Source organism: Acidobacteriota bacterium (assembly GCA_016196035.1).
Lineage (GTDB): Bacteria > Acidobacteriota > Blastocatellia > RBC074 > RBC074 > JACPYM01.
On record JACPYM010000020.1, the window covers coordinates 78,058 to 97,095 of the forward strand.

General features: G+C 60.6%; 8 protein-coding genes. 2 read left to right on the top strand and 6 right to left on the bottom strand.

What is annotated here, in order from left to right; translation table 11 throughout:
• Positions 1-85: 85 nt before the first annotated feature.
• The 6 genes from HY011_06525 to HY011_06550 form a co-directional block, all read right to left on the bottom strand.
• Positions 86-1,141: a polysaccharide deacetylase family protein gene (locus HY011_06525; protein MBI3422577.1), complete on the bottom strand. Its 1,056-nt coding sequence runs from the start codon at positions 1,139-1,141 to the stop codon at positions 86-88.
• 16 nt (positions 1,142-1,157) lie between these two features.
• Positions 1,158-3,800, bottom strand: coding sequence for a glycosyltransferase (locus HY011_06530; protein MBI3422578.1), 2,643 nt, complete (start codon positions 3,798-3,800; stop codon positions 1,158-1,160).
• The gene (locus tag HY011_06535) at positions 3,797-5,260 is read right to left on the bottom strand and encodes an O-antigen ligase family protein (protein MBI3422579.1); all 1,464 of its coding nucleotides are present in this window, start codon (positions 5,258-5,260) and stop codon (positions 3,797-3,799) included. The genes HY011_06530 and HY011_06535 overlap by 4 nt, the downstream gene beginning before the upstream one ends.
• 197 nt (positions 5,261-5,457) lie before the next feature.
• Positions 5,458-6,855 carry a sugar transferase gene (locus HY011_06540; GenBank protein ID MBI3422580.1) on the bottom strand — a complete coding sequence of 466 codons (1,398 nt, stop codon included), beginning with the start codon at positions 6,853-6,855 and terminating at the stop codon, positions 5,458-5,460.
• A 203-nt stretch (positions 6,856-7,058) separates the two neighbouring features.
• Positions 7,059-8,702 (bottom strand): hypothetical protein, encoded by a 1,644-nt coding sequence (locus tag HY011_06545; GenBank protein MBI3422581.1) that lies wholly within the window; start codon positions 8,700-8,702, stop codon positions 7,059-7,061.
• Positions 8,703-9,152: 450 nt separating this feature from the next.
• Positions 9,153-9,920 carry a polysaccharide export protein gene (locus HY011_06550; protein MBI3422582.1) on the bottom strand — a complete coding sequence of 256 codons (768 nt, stop codon included), beginning with the start codon at positions 9,918-9,920 and terminating at the stop codon, positions 9,153-9,155.
• Between the two features lie 426 nt (positions 9,921-10,346).
• Here HY011_06550 and HY011_06555 point away from each other — a divergent pair, with 426 nt between their 5' ends.
• Both HY011_06555 and HY011_06560 read left to right on the top strand, forming a co-directional pair.
• On the top strand, positions 10,347-12,578 hold the full coding sequence (locus tag HY011_06555; GenBank protein MBI3422583.1) for a bifunctional (p)ppGpp synthetase/guanosine-3',5'-bis(diphosphate) 3'-pyrophosphohydrolase: 2,232 nt from the start codon (positions 10,347-10,349) through the stop codon (positions 12,576-12,578).
• Between the two features lie 148 nt (positions 12,579-12,726).
• Positions 12,727-18,987 carry a hypothetical protein gene (locus HY011_06560; protein ID MBI3422584.1) on the top strand — a complete coding sequence of 2,087 codons (6,261 nt, stop codon included), beginning with the start codon at positions 12,727-12,729 and terminating at the stop codon, positions 18,985-18,987.
• The last annotated feature ends 51 nt before the right edge of the window (positions 18,988-19,038 follow it).

The following is a 19,038-nucleotide window of genomic DNA, read 5'->3' on the forward strand; positions in this document are numbered from 1 at the left end:
GCCCGATACCGAAGTGAAACCGCTCTAAACAACGCGAAAACAATGAACAATGCTTGCACCGCAGCATTTGTCTGCGGTGCTTATTTCAAACCGCCAGCCGCAAACGCGCGACGGCTTCGGAATAGTGGCCCGTCAGGCCACGGGTGGATTCTTCGCACAGACACGTTCGCCCTAGCGCCAACAGATCGCCGCCGCGCCGGTTAATACGCTTTTCGGTGGTCACGGCGAGGTCAAAGCCGAGCCGTTGCACCGCCGCTTTGACCGCCGGGCTGTAGCTGCCGTTGGGATAGGCGAAATGCGTGATCGGCATGCCCAGTTGCGTTTCCAGACTGTGCCGCGCTTCGGCGATTTCGTAATCAACGGTTTCGGGCGTTTCGAGTGTCAGCACAGGGTGATTGACCGTGTGCGCGCCGAAGCTGAGGCCGCCCGCCGCGAGTGCGCGGATTTGTGTCCAGTCCAGCAAGCCGAAATCGCTTAGCTCCGCCGGTTCCGGTTCGCCCAAAAACAAGCGCAATTGATGCAGGATGGCTTGCCGCCGCGCCAGTGGCTGATAAATCAACCGTTCGCAAAGCTGTTGCGTGTCTACCTCGGCAGTGATCTCGACCACTTCGCGCAAATTGAAGCCGGCTTTGACCAGCGGCACGCGCAAGCTCAATCCCAGCAACTTGGCTTGCCGCGCGAACCTGTACAGCAGATCGTGATCCAGCAGTTGATTGGCGCCGATGTAACCGGGGTTGAGAAAGACCGTGGCGGTCAGCCCCAATTCGCGCAGCACCGGCCAAGCCTGGTCGTAAACGCTGCGGTAACCATCGTCGAAAGTGAGCACCACCGCCGGACGTGCGGTGTCGGCTTCGCCGCGCAAGACCGCGCCCGCTTCGGCTAGCGAAAGCACCTCGTAACGTTCGCGCACGAATTCCATCTGCCGCCGGAAGGTGTGCGTGGAAATCGCCATGCCGGGGATGGCCGCGCGTTCGGCGTGGGCGATGTCGGCGGCGATCTGGTGATAGCCCAGCAGCATTACTTGATTGGCGCGATGCCGGTCGCCTTCCAGCCAGCGCTGGCCCGACAGCAGCCCCGACAGCAGGGGCGCGGTCGAAGATTTGAGCGAACGGTTTTTGATTTGCCGCAATTTGGTCAGCATCGTTGATAAACCTCCTTCAATTTGAACTCTTTTCGATCATTGTGCCGAGCGACAACCCCGTCGCTTCGGCCTCTTGCCGCAATTCGTCGCCCAGCCGCGCCAAAACGTGTTTCAAGTCAAAGCGAGCTGCCGTCTGCAACGCGCGCGCGCCCATTGCCTGGCGCAACTCAGCCTCGCGCAGCAGTTGCGCCAGCCGCGCTGCCAATGTGCGAATGTCGCCCGGCTCGATCAGAAAACCTTCTTGGCCGTCGCGCATCAATTCCGGAATGCCGCCGACCGGCGTCGTCACGCAGGGCAGCCCCGCCGCCAGGGCTTCGATCACGGCGATGGGCATGCCTTCGGCGTAAGTGGGCAACACGAAGATGTCGGCGCGTTGGAAATAGCCGATGCGCTCAGTCAGCGCGACCGGCCCCAACTGATCTATTTGCGATGCCAGCCCGGTCGTCTGGCATAACGCGCCGATCTCGCCGCTGAGTTGTCCGAGCAAGTCCAGCCGGAAGCTCAAGCCGTATTCCGCCTTGACGATTTGCAAGGCGCGCAATAAATCCCCTTCGCCTTTCAGAAAGCCCATCTTGCCAATGAAAAGCAGACGCGGGGACGGTTGTCCGGCGAGCTGCCAGCTTGTCGAAGCGTCGTCATTGAGCCATTCGGTTTTGCCTGGAGACTTCGACAAGCTGGCAGCTTGCCGGACAACTAAATGCGTTTCCGGCGGTGCGAAGAGTTCCGTGCGCACGCCATTCGGAATGACGGTGATTTCCGCTACAGGCCAGAGTTCGCTGAGCCAACCGGCCATCTCTTGCGACACCGCGATGAATTTCCGGCTTAACCCCAAGCCGCGCAGAATGCATTGCTTGCCAAACCATGATTGCTGGTTGAAATAAGGCGCGAAGTTGCCCGCATGAAAATGCGCCAGCACGCGCCATCCGGCCAAGCGCGCCAGTGTGATGAACACCCCTTTGCGATACAAACTGGCATTGCCGCCGACATGCACGTAAACAACATCGGGACGCCAGCGCAGCAGGATGTAACCGAAACGCAGCAGCGCGCCGAGCATCAGCGTCAGCTTGGCGAATTTGCCGCCCTCGTCCATTTGCGAGACGACGTGTTTGAATTCGAATTCCCGCGTGAGACTCGAACCGAGAATGTCGCTGATGAGCGTGCTGATGCCGCCCAGCGTTTTGGTGGGATGCGCGCCCAGCATCAACACACGCGGTTTGGGTTGCACTGGTTGAGCAGCGGTCAGCGCGCCGCGATTCGGCTTCAATTGCGGCCAAATCCAGGCCAAGCCGAGTAGATAACTGATGCCGCCCAGTGCCAACGAAACACCGAAGCCCGCGTTGTAACTCAGCAAAATGACATCCAGCATCACAGCCAGCGGCCAGCGGCAAAGCCAAAACGCTTCCCAGACGCGCAACGAAAACAGCGGCACCGTGCCCCAGCGCACTTCGACCACGGCCATCGCCGTCAGCGACAGGAATTGTGCGCAAGCCGCGCCCGCCGCGCCAAAACGCGGAATCAACAGCAGGTTCGCCAGCAAATTGACGACGACTGCCACCAGATTGGCGAGCAAATCAAGGTGTTGCCGCTGGGTGGCGATCAGCCCGCGCGAGGCGATCATCACGATGCCAAACGGCACGATGCTCGCCGCCAGAAAGCCCAGCGCCAGCGATGCGCCGGCATAATTCGCGCCGAATAGCAGCACTAGCAAATGCATGCCCAGCGTCAATCCGCCGACGGCCACCGGCAAGGCCAGCGCCAAAACTAGGCGCAAACAACTCGCCAGAAACTCGCCCAGCTTAGGCATGGATTCTTGCGCCAGGCGCGCGGCGGTGGGCTGAATCACGCTGACGTAGCTCCACAGCAGAATCATCGCGGGCACCAGAAAGCGCGCGGCCACGGCAAAATCCGCCGCCGCCGTCTCGCCGCCCAGGCGCGCCGTCAAGACGGTGCCCAGTTGCCAATGCAACGAAGCCAGCAGCGTGACGCCCGCGAAAGTCGGCGCGGCTTTGGCGATTTCGCGGATCAAAGCTTGTTCGGGTAACGCGGGCAGGCCGAAGCGTTGCCAGGCCGCCAGGCCGTACACCATGCAAGCCGCCACGCGCACCAAAACAAAAGAAGCGCAAATCACCGGCAAACTGTGGCCGCGATAGAGCAGCGCAAGCGGGATGATCGTGCGCAACAGATTTTCGGTCGTCGTCGCCAGCGCGATGACGCGGGCCAGGCCGAAGGCCGTGAAGACCGCTTCGCCGATGCTCACGATGCCGGTGGGGATGATGGCACTGCTCAGGATGAACGTTGCCGTTTGAGCGCTCGCGGCTTGGTTGGTGAACTGACCGGTCACCAGCATCGCCAGTGTGCAAACAATGGACGCTGCAAAAATGAGCAACGCCGCGCTGGATAAAAAGCGCCGCCGGTCTGGCCGCCGCGCCAATTCACTGGCCAGATAGGGCGTCAGGCCCAAACCGCACACGGTGATGAAAATGGTGTAGAGGCTCATCACCGTGGCGAATTGGCCGACTTCGGCGGTGGTGCGCCAGCGGGCCAGCGCCATCCACAACACGACGCTGTTGGCGATGTTGATCGCGCCCGACCACGCCATCCACAGCGTGTTGCGCAAGATCGAAGTACCTGGCCCGGTTTTCAGCATTGCCGCGTTCAATAGTTCAACTCCTGTGCGTGCGCATAAATGTCGTGGCGGTGAATACGGCCCAGCGCCAGCAACAATCCGCAGCAGAAAAAGCAGACGCGGAATTGTGGCGTCCCCAGCGAACCAAGCTCTTTCAATCCAGTGACCAGATAGGCCAGCACGCCACAGATCAAACCGATGGCGAGGGCTTGCACCAAACGGTCTTGGCTGCGCAGCACTTGCCAGCCTTGATACAGCGCCAGTGCGAGCAGCAACAGAAAGAACGCCAAGCCGGGCAAGCCCGCTTCGGCGGCGGTGTGCAAAAAGATGTTGTGCACGGGCCAGGGGAAATCTTCGGTGATGCGGTCGGGCGTGTGATCGTAGCGGCGCATCTCGGCTTCGTAATTCGACAGCCCCACGCCCAGCAGCGGATTGGCTTCGATCATGGTCTGGGCGACTTGCGAGAGCGGCACGCGCGAATAGGCCGAGCCGTTATCGTCTTCGGTCAAGCGGATGACGATGGGGGCGAGGAAGGGCAGGCACAGCGTGCAACCCAACAGCACCATCATCGCAATCTGTTTGCCAAAGCGTTGGCGTTCAACCGTGGGCAACACGCGATAAGAGAGCGCCAGCAGCAGCGCGAACGCCAGCGCAAAAGCAATCCAACTGCCGCGCGCATACGTCAGCAGCAAGGCCAGCAAGCCAGCAGCGGTCGCCAGCGCCAGACCGCGCCGTTCCCACCGGCTGAAAGCGCGCACGCGCAAAATCAGCACGGCCAGCAGCGTGGGCAGCAGCGTGACCAGAAACCAGGCGAACGAATTCGCCATGCCTTGCAAACCGGTGGCGCGCGCGATTTCGCCGTCGCCGAACGACTGGCGGTTTTCTTCTTTGGCCGCGCCGAGCCAGGTCAAATCGGTCAACGCGCCGGTCGTGGCTTGCAGTGTGCCGATGACGCCATTCACGCCGACGATCAGGGCGATGACCAGCACGACCGTGCGCAAACGATCACGTTGGCCGAATTCGTTGGCGACCGCAAAGGTGAACAGCAAGCACGACGCCAGCGACCACCAGGCATAAAACGCCAGCAGCTTTTCGGTGCCGGCCAGGATGCCGAGCGCGCACCAGAGCAAAAGTGCAAAGGCGCTGAAACTGAACGAGACGGGGAAGACCGCTGCCGCCGGTTGGTCGCGCCAGCGCGCCAGCCCATGCGCCAACACCAACGCGATGCTGGTCAGCAGCATTAACGAGACGTTCAAGCCGGGCAGCCCTTCGTTGTATTTGAAGAGCGGGAAAAGATTGATCTCCAGGCGAAAGGCCAAGCAGGCGAGCAGCAGGACGCGCAAGATCGGCACGATGGGCCAGCTTGCCGCCGCCCACGCCAACACGCCCAACAAGCCGCCAACGGTGATGAACACACCCGCCAGTGTTTTGATCGGCAGTCCGCCAAAAGATGCCAGCACGGCTCCGAAAAACAGCGCTGTTGCAATCATCATCAGGGGCGCAAGCCAGCGCACCGTCGGCCCGCTAGAGTGATTAGCGCGGTTGCCGTTAAATCTTTGGGTAAATTCCTGCATTAGTTCATGTACAGCAGGCTGGTGAGCCTGCTGGTGCCTTGCCGAAAAGCGCAGCCGCTTCGATTACGTTATTGAGCCAGCCACAGCAGGCTGGCAGCCTGCTGTACAGCGTGAGATCACATCGCGCCCGTGCCGCGCAACACGGCGGGGATCGTTTGCAACAGCAATTTCACGTCGAGCCAGAGCGACCAGTTGTCTATATATTCGAGGTCTTGTTTGATCCAGTGGTCGAAGCTGGTGTTGCTGCGCCCGGAAACCTGCCAGATGCAGGTGATGCCCGGTTTGACGCTGAAGCGCCGGTTGAACCAATAGGCATCGAAGCGTTCGTAATCGCGCACCGGCAACGGACGCGGTCCGACCAGCGACAGTTCGCCGCGCAGCACGTTGAGCAGTTGCGGCAATTCGTCGAGACTGGTCTTGCGCAGAAAGTGGCCCAGCGGCGTGATGCGCGGATCGCGGCGCATTTTGAAGACCGGCCCGCCCGCTTCGTTAAACTGTTCGAGTTCCTTTTGCAGCGCCTCGGCGTTGGTGACCATCGTGCGAAATTTGAACATCGGGAAGCGTTGTTTGTTCAAGCCCAGCCGTTCCTGCACAAACAGCGCCGGGCCTTTGGAAGTCAGCCGGATGAGCGCCGCAACCAAGAGCAAAATGGGCGACGTCAGAATGAGCAGCGTTGCCGCGCCGAGCACATCCAGCCCGCGTTTACAGACGGCGCGCCAATCGGGCGGCGGCGCGGTGAACAGCGTCAGCACTGGGATGTCGTCCAGTTGCTCAGCGCGCGCGCGCGCCAGCTTGGGGCTGAACAATTCAGCGTGCACCCGCACGACGATGCCTTGCTCTTCGGCCAGCGCGATGATGTCGTGGATTTCGGTGTAATAGCTTTTGACCGGCAGCGCGAGCATGACTTCATCCACAATCTGTTCGGCCAGGATGGCGGCGAATTGATCGAGCTTGCCGATCACGCCGGGCGCTTTTTGATCGTCAATGAAACCCAGCAGGTGATAGCCGAGTTCGGGATGCCGGTTGATGACTTCGGCCATGCGTTGACCGCGCGGCCCCGCGCCGACGATCAGCACGTGATGCAGATTGCGTTCGCGCAGCCGCACCTCACGCAGCACGAAACGTTTGAGCAGCCGGAAGGAAAACAATCCCAGCGAAGCCGTCAGCCAGAACACGGCCAACAATGCGCCATCCAGCCATTCCCAATGCAACAGATGTGAGAACGCCGAGAGCGTTAACGCGCACAACCCGACCGCGCGCATGACATCCAGCAGGTCTTGATGCCAGCGCGTCAAACGGCGGCTGCCATACAGCGGCAGGGAAGAGAGGCATACATTCCAACCGGCCCACAGCAGGATGAGCACCGTCAGCGCGCCCAGATCAAATTGCGCCGGCAGGGCCGCAACCGGCTGCTGCCAGACCAGCAAGGTGGTCAGCGCTAATGCGCCAGTGAGAATGGCCAGATCGAAGAGCTTCTGGGTAACCGAGAGTGAAGACCATTTGAATTGCGTCACGGGTAGTGTCTCCTCAAAGAATCCAGGGCTATTCATGCTCGAAAGTGTCCGACAAGCTGCCAGCTTGTCGAAGTCTCGGCTCGCGCACCAGTGGGTAGACTGCCACGCCCGCGACAAGCTGGCAGCTTGTCGGACAACCGGGCAGTCTGCGCAGCGGCCCTGTCAAAGAACCGGGCGGTGCTGCGTGATGAATGCTCCTTCGTTCAAGCGCTCGTTTTGCCGGAGCGTTGCCGTTGCAGCTTGTGTCGCATGAAGGTCAGCGATCTGACGTTCGCCACGGCTGCCGGCAGGTGGTTTGAACGATGCCGGGCCGGGGCGGGCGCTTCGGCCAGCAACTGCCATTCGCGTTTTTGCAAGCGTGCGAGCGCCAGCGCGAGTTGACCTTGCGGGACAGGCGCCAAGGCTTGGCTCACGGGTGCGTGGCGCGTGAAGCGGTGGCGTTCGAGCGTAAGCACCGTGGCGAGGCCCGCCAGCAAGCCGACGACGGCCAGCACGGCGACATTCAGCAATGGTTTCGGACTGATCGCTTTGTGATTGAGCGTGGCCGGTTGCGCCAGACTGATGTTGGCGATCTGGGCCTGATTCATCACATTCGAGATTTCCGCCTCTTGCGCTTTTTTGTTGTAGAGCAAATAGGCCTCTTCCCGAATCGTGCGATTGCGCTCCAGTTCCGTGCGTTCCAGGCTTTTGACATCAAAGGTGGCGATTTGCGCCTGATACTGTTTGGTCAAGGCGGCCAGACGCTGCTCGCGTTCGTTGAGCGCGGCCAGATTGCTTTGCGCGCCCAGCAGGTCGGTGGTCAGGTGGCGATGGATTTCGTTGGGCATCGTCGCCTTTTCCTGGGGCGGCGTTTGCTCTTCGCGGGCCAACAAGGTGCGGGCCTGGGCGAGGCGCTCTTCGACATCTTTCACCAGCCGATGCGTGGGCTGGTATTTCTGCCGCAATTGGGTGGATTGCATTTCGAGCGCGAGGATTTCGTCTTTGATGCGGTCGCGCGCGCCGGTGTATTTGGTGCGCACTTCGGATTCGATCCGTTCCGGCGTGACCGTCAGTTGCTCTTTTAGCGTTGTCAGGCGTTGCTGGGTTTCAAGCTTTTCGGTGCGTGTTGCATTGAGTTGCTGCTGCAACTGAAAAAATTGTTGCAGCAGCAACTCCCGCTGAGCTGGGCTGCCAGCGAACCCATTGGCCAGATCGAAGCGTTTGAGCGCTTCGGTGGCCTCGTTTAATTTCTGATTGAACTCGGTGCTTTGGTTGCGAAAGACGGCGGCGGCTTTCTCATCCTGATTCAGGCGCAAATGATGCTCGGCATATTTTTGATAGAGCGTCTGCAACACCTGGGCGGCGCGTTCCGGCGTTTCGTCCTGATAACTGACTTGCAGGATGCGCGATTTCTTGATGGGTACGGCCTCCAGGCTTTCGCTCATGCGCGTGACTACTTGTTCGAACTGGGAAGCGGGCGCTTGTTTATGCAAAGAGCGATACCACTCGCCCATTCTGCTGGCCGGGGCGGCTTCACCATCGGGTTGGCCCCAGCCCAGTTGTTGCGCGGTGGCTTCGAGCACGGCGCGGCTTTGCAGGATTTCGAGTTCGGAGTTGAAATCCTCTTCGGTCAATTCGCCGCGCATCATGTCATTGGTCTTGTCTGAAGAACTGACCTGCGGGTCGAGCCGGTTGCGCGTGATCAAAATCTTCATCGTGGATTGATAGCTTGGTTTCATCCGTAAGGTCACGAGCGTGCCCGCGCCGACGACGGCAGCGAAAATGGCGAACAGCAACACTTGCCGCGCCAGCAAAATGCGCCCGATGTCGGTGATGGTGATGGGCATGTTCAGGGGCCGTTCATTCATCTGGATTCTCGCTTCAAATACGCAAATTGCGACGAGCCTCGGCGCGCGCTTCGCGGGCAGCCAAGCCGGTTGCTAAACTGGATGAACGTTGGGTGCTGCGCTCGCAATGCGCCTGGTCTAACGCTGGCGCGCGAGTAAAAAGGCAGGGGTGGCGTGGACAGTGAGTGTTTAGCGTTCAAACCGTTCTGCGCCGTTGCGGCTACAGAGGGATGCAACTTTGAACGCCAAACACCTACTGCCGCGCGCCACACCCGCAAGTGTTTAGGAGCAGTACCAACGAACGAAAATGTCTTTGCTAAAAGGTAGCGTGGTGGTGAGGCGCAACGTCTCGCCTTGCTGCGCCTCACCTTTTTCGCGGGTCGTCATCGGGTGTGCACCAGCGGCCTTCGAGCGGCACGGCCGTTAGCGCGGGGAACGCCATGACAATTCAAACTTTCAATCGGATGCGCTTTAATACAGCAGGTTCGCGGCGGGAAGCACCGAGCGGAACGCATCCATCACCCGGGCAATCTTCGTGAGCTTTGAATCCGGCACGAAGATGTAATCGCCATCCTGCAACTGTAAGTCATAAGCTTTCTTGGTATCTGAAATCATCGTCAGGGCATCGTGTTGCGTGACGCGCAACTTGCCGTCGCCCGTGGGCCGCGCGTGCAGCACCAAGCGGCGATTGGCGTCATTGGTGAAGCCGCCCGCCAGCATGACGGCTTGCAGCAGCGTTTGCCCCGAGCGCAATTCAAAGCTACCAGCTTTTTGCACCTGACCACCGACAAAGACGTGCGCCATTTGGAATTCGATCAGATTGACTGAGATGAGCGGGTTGACCAGCACTTCGCTATACGCTTTTTCGAGTCTCTGTTTGACTTGCGGCACGGTCTGGCCGCCCACCCGCACCTCGCCAATTGTCGCCAGCGTGATGTAACCATCCGGGCGGACAACCAACGAAGGCTCATCCAATTCGGTGTGATAGGGAAACTTGATGCTCAGCTTGTCGCCGCTGCGGATCAAATACGATTCATCCGTTTGCGTAGCGGCTTTGCGTTCGAGCATTTTCTGCGCGATGACTGGGACTGCGGCGACCAAGGCGATCAATTCCACGCAAAACCAGGCACGCACGAGATGTTTTTTCAGCGGGGTACGATGGGAGTTCGCTGGCACGGAATGGTTGCGGCGTTGTGTCAGCTTGAAATTATTGAAGAAGAGCTTGTTTCCGTTCACCATTGTTACCCTCACCATAATGCTCGTGGAGTAAACGGGCCGTCCCTGTCCACCTCGCCGATCACCGTTCCAGTTCAATCTGTTTGGGTGGTTTCGTTAACGGCCCGTTCGTTAAGACGCTCGCCTGCGAACGAGCCGTTAATCCCCCCCAAAACTAACTGCGTCTGCCGTCCTAGCGACGCAGGACTATGAAACCATAATTGTTTGATTCAAGAATCGGATGCGCGAACCATTTTGAGAAGAATTAGTATGGCTAAGTAGGACTGTTTTGGACATTGTGGCACTCAGCGCCTACGCATGAAGACGGTGCGAGGGTGAAATCCGGGAATTTTGCCTGGCCTGGCAATTTGATGTGGCATCCCATGCCGAAAGGTTCGCCGGAGAGTGCTGTACACGAGCTAACGACCCGATGCTATAATCCGCCCGCCCATGATTCGAATCGAAGATGTCGTCAGAAAAGTCGAGCGGTTCCATCCCGACGCAGATCTTGATCTGTTGCGCCGGGCGTATATCTTTTCGGCCAAAGAACACAAAGACCAGGTGCGCGCCTCGGGCGAACCCTATCTGATTCACCCGCTGACAGTTGCCGAGATTCTGGCCGAAATGCGCATGGATGTCGTGACGGTCAGCACCGGCCTTTTACACGATGTCGTCGAAGACACACTGACGACGCTCCAGGACATTGAGAAGTACTTCGGCAAAGATGTCGCCCATTTGGTGGACGGCGTCACCAAGATCAGCAACCTCGGCAAGAAATCCAAAGAAGAAGCCCAAGCCGAAAACCTGCGCAAGATGGTGCTGGCGATGGTGGATGACATCCGCGTCGTGCTGGTCAAACTGGCCGACCGGCTCCACAACATGCGCACGCTGCAATACCTGAAGCCGGAAAAGCGCAAGCGTATCGCCCAGGAAACGCTGGATGTTTACGCGCCCATCGCGCACCGGCTGGGCATGGGCAAACTGCGTGTCGAACTAGAAGACTTGGCGTTTCAGTATCTCGACCCGGAGGGGTATACCCGCTTGCGCGAAGCGGTCGAAAAGCAGCGCGCTTCGACCGAAGCCTTTCTGGAAGAGGTGCGCAACCGCATCGCCGAAAAGCTGGATCAAGAAGGCGTGCCCTTCGTGCGCATTGATGGGCGCGTCAAACGGCTTTACAGCATTTATCTGAAATTGCAGCGGCAGAAAATCCCGCTCGACAAGGTTTACGACCTGGCGGCGGTGCGCATCATCACCAAAGAGCCGCGCGATTGTTATTACGCGCTGGGCGTGATGCATCAGTACTGGAAACCCTTTCAGGCCCGCATTAAAGACTTCATTGCCGTGCCGCGTGAGAACGGCTACCAATCGCTGCATACCTCGGTCATTGGCGAAGAAGGCCACCATTTTGAAGTCCAAATCCGCACTGAAGAGATGCACCGCATTGCCGAAGAAGGCATCGCCGCGCACTGGAAATACAAAGAGGGCAAAGGCACCGACAACAGCGAAGACGAAATGATGAACTGGCTGCGACGCTTGGTCGAATGGCAGCAGGACACAGCCACCAGCGCGGTGGATTTCATGCAGGCCTTCAAACTCGATCTCTTCCCCAAAGAGGTTTACGCCTTCACGCCCAAAGGCAAGGTCGTGCAGTTGCCGCGCAAAGCCACGCCCATTGATTTCGCCTTCGCCATTCACACCGAAGTCGGCAACACCTGCACCGGCGCCAAAGTCGGCGGGCGCATTGTGCCGCTGAAATACGAAATCAAGAATGGCGACGTGGTCGAAATTCTGACGACCCCCGGTCACAAACCCAGCCGCGACTGGTTGAATTTCGTTGCTACCTCGCGCGCCAAGAGCAAGATCAAACACTGGCTGACCGAGCAGCAGCGCGAGAAGTCCATCGAAGTGGGCCGCAAGCTGTTTGAAAAAGAAGCCCAGCGCTTGCGGCTCAAGACCCGCACGGTGATTGAAAGTGATCAACTCAATCAGGTCTTGAGCGATCAAGGCATCGCCAAGCTCGAAGACATGTTCGCCGCCATCGGTTATGGCAAGCTGTTGCCGCGTACCATCCTGTTGCGCTTCATCGCGCCCGAAGAGTTGGAAAAGATCGAACAGGGCAAACAGACGCGCTTGCAACAGGTCGGCGACAAGGTGACGCAAGCCGTGCGAAAAGCCTTGCGGCTGGGCGATGACAGCATCGTCATCAAAGGCATTGACGAAGTGCTGGTGTACCGGGCGCGCTGCTGCAATCCGATTCGCGGCGAAGAGATCATCGGTTACATCACGCTCGGCAAAGGTGTGGCAGTGCATCGGCAGAGTTGCAAAAATGTGGCCAACCTGATGGTGAATCGCGAGCGCGTCGTCGAGGTGGATTGGGCGGGGCCGGATGGCAAGGTCAACGGCAAACCCGAACAATACGCGGTGAAGCTGGTGGTCACGACCGAAGACCGCCAGGGCATGCTGGCGGCGCTGACCAATGCCATCGCCAACATCAAAACCAACATTACTGAGGCGCGCACCGAGATTTTTAACGACGGCAGCGCGCAAATTGACATCACCGTGGACATCAGCGATGTCAAACACCTGGATCGCGTCGCGGGCGCGTTGAAAGGCGTGGCAGGTGTGATGGCCGTCGAACGCGCCGAAAGTGTCCGGCAGGCTGCGGGCCTGCCACAGGCTTGAGCTTCATCCCCGCCGGCATTCAATGAAATGCCCGGAAGTTTGTTACCACCGCAGGCTGCCCCTCCGGCTGCATTGCATCCTATTTCAAAATTCAGGTTCAAAACTGTGGCAAACGAATGCTTTGCCATTCTCAAGAGGAGATTCCTGCATGATCGCTCGCCTAACGCAACGCCAGTCAGGACTGGTTCTGACTTTGCTCGCCAGCTTCGTCATCAGCCTGGTCGCCAGCCCGGCCTGGTTTCCCACCAACGCCAGCGTAGCCGCTGCCGCCAGCGCCCACGCGCAAGAACGGCGGGAACGGCACCGCGAACGGCGGGAGGAACGGCAGGCAGAAAAAGAGCGCGGGCCGCGCCGGGAACGGAAAGAAGATGAAGAGCGCTCAAAGCTCTTTGAATTGGATTATCCGAGCAGCGGCAGCGCTTCGCTGCGTTACGACTCACCCGCCGAAGCCGCGCAATTCTTCAAGCTTAAACGCCTGCCGGAAGGCGCCAAAGAATTGCCACTCGAAAAGTATGAAGACGCCTACACGCAAATGCGCCGGATGCCCGTCTTCGCCACCGCGACCGAGCAGTTCCTGACTGAAGGTTCGGCTGTCACCGCGCCCTTGCATCGTAGCGCCGCAGAACCCGCGCAACTCAACCAACCGACTTGGAATCCCTTAGGGCCGGGCAACATCGGCGGCCGCACGCGCGGGCTGGTGATCAACCCGCAAGACCCGAATGTCATGTTTGCCGCAGGCGTTTCCGGCGGTTTGTGGAAAACGACGAACGGCGGGCAGGCCTGGGCGCCGATTGGCGACCGGCTGGCCAACCTGACCGTCAGCGCGTTGTTGCTCGATCCCACCAACGCGAATGTCATTTATGTCGGCACGGGCGAAGGCGTCTCGGTGTTTACCGAAGACACCCAGGGCGATTTTCGCGGCGCGGGCATTTTCAAAAGCACGGACGGCGGTGCGACGTTCAGCCAACTGGAAGGCACGCGCAACGAAAATTTCTACTTCGTCAATGATCTGGTCATCAGCCCGGCCAGCAATCAACGGCTGTATGCCGCCACGCGCGCCGGTGTTTATCGTTCGCTGGATGGCGGCGGCACCTGGACGCGCGTGCTCAATCCGCTGAATGTGGACGGCGACCCGGTGACGGGCGGCTGTTTCGATTTGGCGATGCGCACCGACAAGCTGGATGCCGATGTCGTGTTCGCCGCCTGCGGTTCGTTTGAAGATGCCGCGATTTACCGCACCAAGAACGGCGCGGGCGCGGATGCCTGGTCGCAGGTGTTCACCGAAGCGGGCATGGGCCGCACAGCCCTGGCGCTGGCCCCGTCGAATCAAGACATCATTTATGCGATTTCCTCGGAAGTGGAAGATCGAACCTTCGTCAATCAATTGCACGCAGTCTTTCGCTCGACCAGCGGCGGCGATGCCAGCACCTGGACGGCGCGCGTGCGCAATACCAGCGCCAACAAACTGAACCGCTCGATCCTCTCGTTCGCGATTGACAGCTTTGCTACGGATTGCGGTTATGCGCTTCAAGACGGGTACTTCGGCCAAGCCTGGTACGATTTGGTTTTGGCCGTTGATCCGGTTGATTCCAATCGCGTCTGGGCGGGCGGCGTGGATTTCTTCCGTTCGGATGATGGGGGCGCAAATTGGGGTCTCGCCACGCAGGCCTATCAAGACCCAGCCAATGCGCAATACCTCCACCCCGATCAGCACCTGCTGGTGTTTCATCCGCAATATAACGGCACGACCAATCAGGTGCTTTTTGTCGGCAACGACGGCGGGTTGTGGCGCACCGAGAACGCGCGGGCGGGCGTGGCCACCGGCCCCACCGCGCCGTGCCAAGCCAGCAATACGGCGGTCACCTGGCGTTCGCTCAACAATGGCTATGGCGTGACGCAGTTTTATCACGGCACGGTCACGCCCGATGGCAAAAGCTATTTCGGCGGCACACAGGACAACGGCACCGTGCTCGGCACTGACCAGCAGGGCGGCAACGCCTGGCGCGAAATTTTTGGCGGCGATGGCGGTTACGTCGCCATTGATGTGAATCGGCCCGCGACGCTCTATGCCGAAAGCACGGGCTATTCGCTGAATAAGAGCACCGATGGCGGCGCGACGTTTGGCAGTGCTTTGTTCGGCATCAGCGGCGACAGCGGCCAATTCATTACGCCGTATGTGATAGACCCCAGCGACCCGAATCGTTTGTGGACGGGCGGCGCGTTCATTTGGCGCACGACCAGTGCGGCTTCGCTTTGGACGCGTGCCAGCAATATCGCGCCGGGCAATGGCGATGTCAGCGCGCTGGCCGTGTCGCCGACCGATGCCAACTATGTGCTGGTGGGCCTGAGCGATGGGTTTATCGCCCGCACGGCCAATGGGCTGACGACCAATGCGGCGACCAACTGGGCCAGCACGCAGCCTCAGCGCGGCTATGTGTCGTGGCTGACGTTTGATCCGAACAACAAAAATATCGCTTATGCGACCTTCTCGACTTTTGGCAGCGGGCACGTCTATCGCAGCCAGGACGCGGGCGCGACGTGGACGGCCATAGACGGCACGGGCACGGGCGCGCTGCCCGATGTGCCGGTGCATTGCTTGGTGATTGATCCGAACAACACGGCGCGGTTGTATATCGGCACCGATGTGGGCGTCTTTGTGACCAACGACGGCGGCGCGAATTGGGCCGTCGAAAACACAGGCTTCCCGAACGTCATCACCGAGTCGTTGACGCTGCAGGTCGTCAACGGCGAAACCTGGCTCTATGCCTTTACGCACGGGCGCGGCGCCTGGCGCGTGCGCTTGAACGGCAATGGCTGCAATTACGGCATCCTGCCCGCCACGGTCAGCGTTGGCGTCAGCGGCGCGACCGGGCAGGTGAATGTCAGCGCACAACCCGGTGGTTGCAATTGGACGGCGACCAGCAATGCCGTCTGGTTACAAGTCACGGGCAGCGGCAGCGCCAGCGGCACGGTCAGCTACACGGCCAGCGCCAATACCAGCATTACGGCGCGCACCGCGACGGCGACCATCGCCGGGCGCAGCTTTGTGATTACGCAACCCGGCGTGCCCGATTTGACGCCGCCGACCATCGCCGTGACTGATCCCAATCCCAATACCACCGCGAACGATATTCTCGGTTCGATCCCGGTGCGTGGCACCGCCAGCGATAACGGCGCGCTCAGCGCCATCACCTGGAGCAACAATCGCGGCGGTAGCGGCCTGGCGACGGGCACAACCGCCTGGACAATTAGCGCGCTGCCGTTGGCGAGCGGCTTGAACACGATCACGGTGACGGCTACCGACACGGCGGGCAATGTGGCGCGCGCTTCTTTCAATGTGAATTCGCGTCCGGCTTCCTTGATCCTGAGTATCATCGGCAATGGCCTCAGCGCGCCCGCCGGGGATGGCGGCTTGGCCACGCTGGCGCAAATCGGACAGCCCAGCGCCCTGGCATACGACGCGCTGGGCAATCTGTATATCGCGGAGACCTTCAACGACCGCATTCGCAAGGTGAACGCCAGCGACGGGAAAATTTCGACCGTCGCGGGCGGCGCGGGGAATGGTTATGCGGGCGACGGCGGCCCGGCGACGGCGGCGCGTTTGAACTGTCCGACCGGCGTGGCGGTGGATGCGCAGGGCAACATTTATATCGCCGACCGCGACAACCATCGCATCCGGCGCGTCGCGGCGGCGGATGGATTGATTACCACCTTCGCGGGCACCGGCACGCCGGGTTCCAACGGCGATAACGGCGACGCCAAGCTCGCGCAACTGTTTTCGCCCTTCCGCGTCTTGGTGGACAAGCAGGGCAATCTGCTCATCGCCGACACCGACAATCATCGCATCCGCAAAGTGACGAGCGATGGCAAGATCACGACGATTGCCGGGACGGGCGTGCTGGGCGTGGCGGGTGACGGCGGCCCTGCGACTTCGGCGCAGTTGAATGGGCCTGAAGGCATGGCGCTCGATGCGGACGGCAATCTGTTTATCGCGGACACCGAGAATCACCGCATTCGCCGCCTGAATGCCAGCAACGGCATTCTGACGACGATTGCCGGCACGGGCGTGCGCGGCGCGACGGGTGATGGTGGCGATGCCGTGGCCGCGCGCATCGGCTTGCCCGAAGGCGTTTGGGTGGACGCACAGAAAAACATCTTCATCGCCGACACCTTTAACGACCGCATCCGGCGCATCAACGCCAGCGACGGCAAGATTTCGACGGTGGCGGGCAACGGCTTGAACGGTTACAGCGGCGATGGCACGTCGGCCACGGGCACGCGCCTGAATTGCCCGACCGAAATCATCACCGACGCGGCGGGCCGTTTGTTGATCGCCGACCGCGACAACCATCGCGTGCGCAGCGTGCAAACGGTGCCGGCGGGCGATACCACCGCGCCCACGATTGCGCTGACCGCCCCGACGACCAATCCCACGTTTACCACCAACATCAGCCCGTTGACGTTGAATGGCACCGCCACTGATGCGAACGGCGTCGTGCAGGTGCAATGGGTCAATGATCGCGGCTTCAGCGGCACGGCGGCGGGCACCAATGCCTGGGCGGCGCTGAACATTCCGTTGCTGCTTGGCGCGAACAACCTGACGGTGACGGCCTTTGACATCAGCGGCAACGCCAGCAGCGTGCAATTGGCTGTCACCTTCAATCCGCAACAACTGGTCAGCACGCTGGCCGGGAACGGCACCTTTGGCGGCGCGGGTGATGGCGGTGCTGCTGTCGCGGCGCAACTCTGGTCGCCCCGCGCGGTGGCCGTGGACGGGCAGGGCAATGTGTATGTCGCCGACACGCAAAATCATCGCATCCGCAAAATTGCGCCCAGCGGCGTCATCACGGCGTTTGCGGGCACAGGCATACTAGGTTCCAGCGGCGATGGCGGCCCAGCGACAGAGGCGACGCTGAACGAACCGCGCAGCGTCATTGCCGATTCGGCGGGCAATGTTTACATCGGCGATTACCGCAACCACCGCGTGCGCAAGGTCACGCCTGACGGCAAGATCAGCACCATCGCGGGCACCGGCGTCGAAGGAGATGCAGGCGACGGCGGCCCCGCGACACAAGCCCAGATGAGCACGCCGCTCGGCCTGGCGCTCGACACCCAAGGCAACTTGTACATAGCCGAAACCGGCGGCAATCGTGTGCGCAAGGTGAACGCCGGCGATGGCAAAATTTCGACGGTGGCGGGCACGGGCGATGTCGGCTTCAGCGGCGATGGCGGCCCGGCGACGGCGGCGCGCTTCGATTTTCTGTCGGGACTCGCCGTTGATCGCCAGGGCAATCTGTATATCGTTGACCAGGGCAATTACCGTCTGCGCAAGGTCAACGCGAGCGATGGCCGCATCAGCACCATCGCGGGCACGGGCATTGCGGGTTATAACGGCGATGACATCCCGGCCAGCACCGCACGCCTTAACGAAACCCGCCTGCTCACGCTTGATAATGCAGGCGACCTCTTGCTGGCCGACCAGGGCAACAATCGCATCCGCAAAATCACCCTTGCCACCGGCGTCATCACGACTGTCGCAGGCAGCGGTGTCGGTGGGTTCAGCGGCGACAATGGCGCGCCCACCGCTGCCATGCTCAGTTTTCCGACGGGCATTGCCGTGGACGCGCAAGGCAACATGTTCATCGCGGATGGCGGCAACCATCGCATCCGCAAAGTGCAAGCGGCCTCGAACGTGCGCACGGTGGCTTCGATTTCCGCCGCCAGCTTCACGACCGCGCTGGCGAGCGAAGCCCTGGCCGCCGCCTTCGGCGTCAATCTGGCGACCACCACGCAAGCGGCCACGAGCGTGCCGTTGCCCACTGTTTTGGCAGGCACCAGCTTGCGCGTGCGCGACAGCCAGGGTGTCGAACGCTTTGCGCCGCTCTTTTTCGTCTCGCCCGGTCAAGTCAATTACCAAGTCCCGGCGGGCACGGCGAACGGCCTGGCGACAGTGACCGTCAACACCGGCGATGGCGGATTGCTGACAGGCACGGTCAGCGTCAACACGCTGGCGCCAGGGCTGTTTTCGGCGAACTCTGACGGACAGGGCGTACCGGCGGGCATTGCCGTGCGCGTCAAAACCAGCGGCGAGCAGACCTTTGAACTGATTTCGCGGTTGGAAGGGAATCGCTTTGTCCCCACGCCGATTGATTTGGGGCCGGATGGCGAACAGGTCATCCTGGTGCTGTTCGGCACCGGCTATCGCAATCGCAACGCTGGCGGCACGGTCAGCGTGCGTATTGGCGGTGTTGATGCCGAAGTGCTTTTCGCCGGGCAACAGGGCGATCTGGTCGGAGTGGATCAGTTGAACGTGCGCCTGCCACGCACGCTGGCCGGACGCGGCGAGGTTGACTTGGTGTTGACGGTGGATGGCCGGCCGGCGAATACGGTGCGAGTGAATGTGAAGTAATTGAAGGGAGTGCGTAATTCAGAAAGCGCGTGCTCCCTGGGTACGCATCGC

What these genes read in the sequence shown, in the direction of transcription:
- HY011_06525 (MBI3422577.1), bottom strand. Translation starts at nt 1,141, where the DNA reads ATGCTGACCAAATTGCGGCAAATCAAAAACCGTTCGCTCAAATCTTCG.
- HY011_06535 (MBI3422579.1), bottom strand. Translation starts at nt 5,260, where the DNA reads ATGATGATTGCAACAGCGCTGTTTTTCGGAGCCGTGCTGGCATCTTTT.
- HY011_06545 (MBI3422581.1), bottom strand. Translation starts at nt 8,702, where the DNA reads ATGAATGAACGGCCCCTGAACATGCCCATCACCATCACCGACATCGGG.
- HY011_06550 (MBI3422582.1), bottom strand. Translation starts at nt 9,920, where the DNA reads ATGGTGAACGGAAACAAGCTCTTCTTCAATAATTTCAAGCTGACACAA.
- HY011_06555 (MBI3422583.1), top strand. Translation starts at nt 10,347, where the DNA reads ATGATTCGAATCGAAGATGTCGTCAGAAAAGTCGAGCGGTTCCATCCC.
- HY011_06560 (MBI3422584.1), top strand. Translation starts at nt 12,727, where the DNA reads ATGATCGCTCGCCTAACGCAACGCCAGTCAGGACTGGTTCTGACTTTG.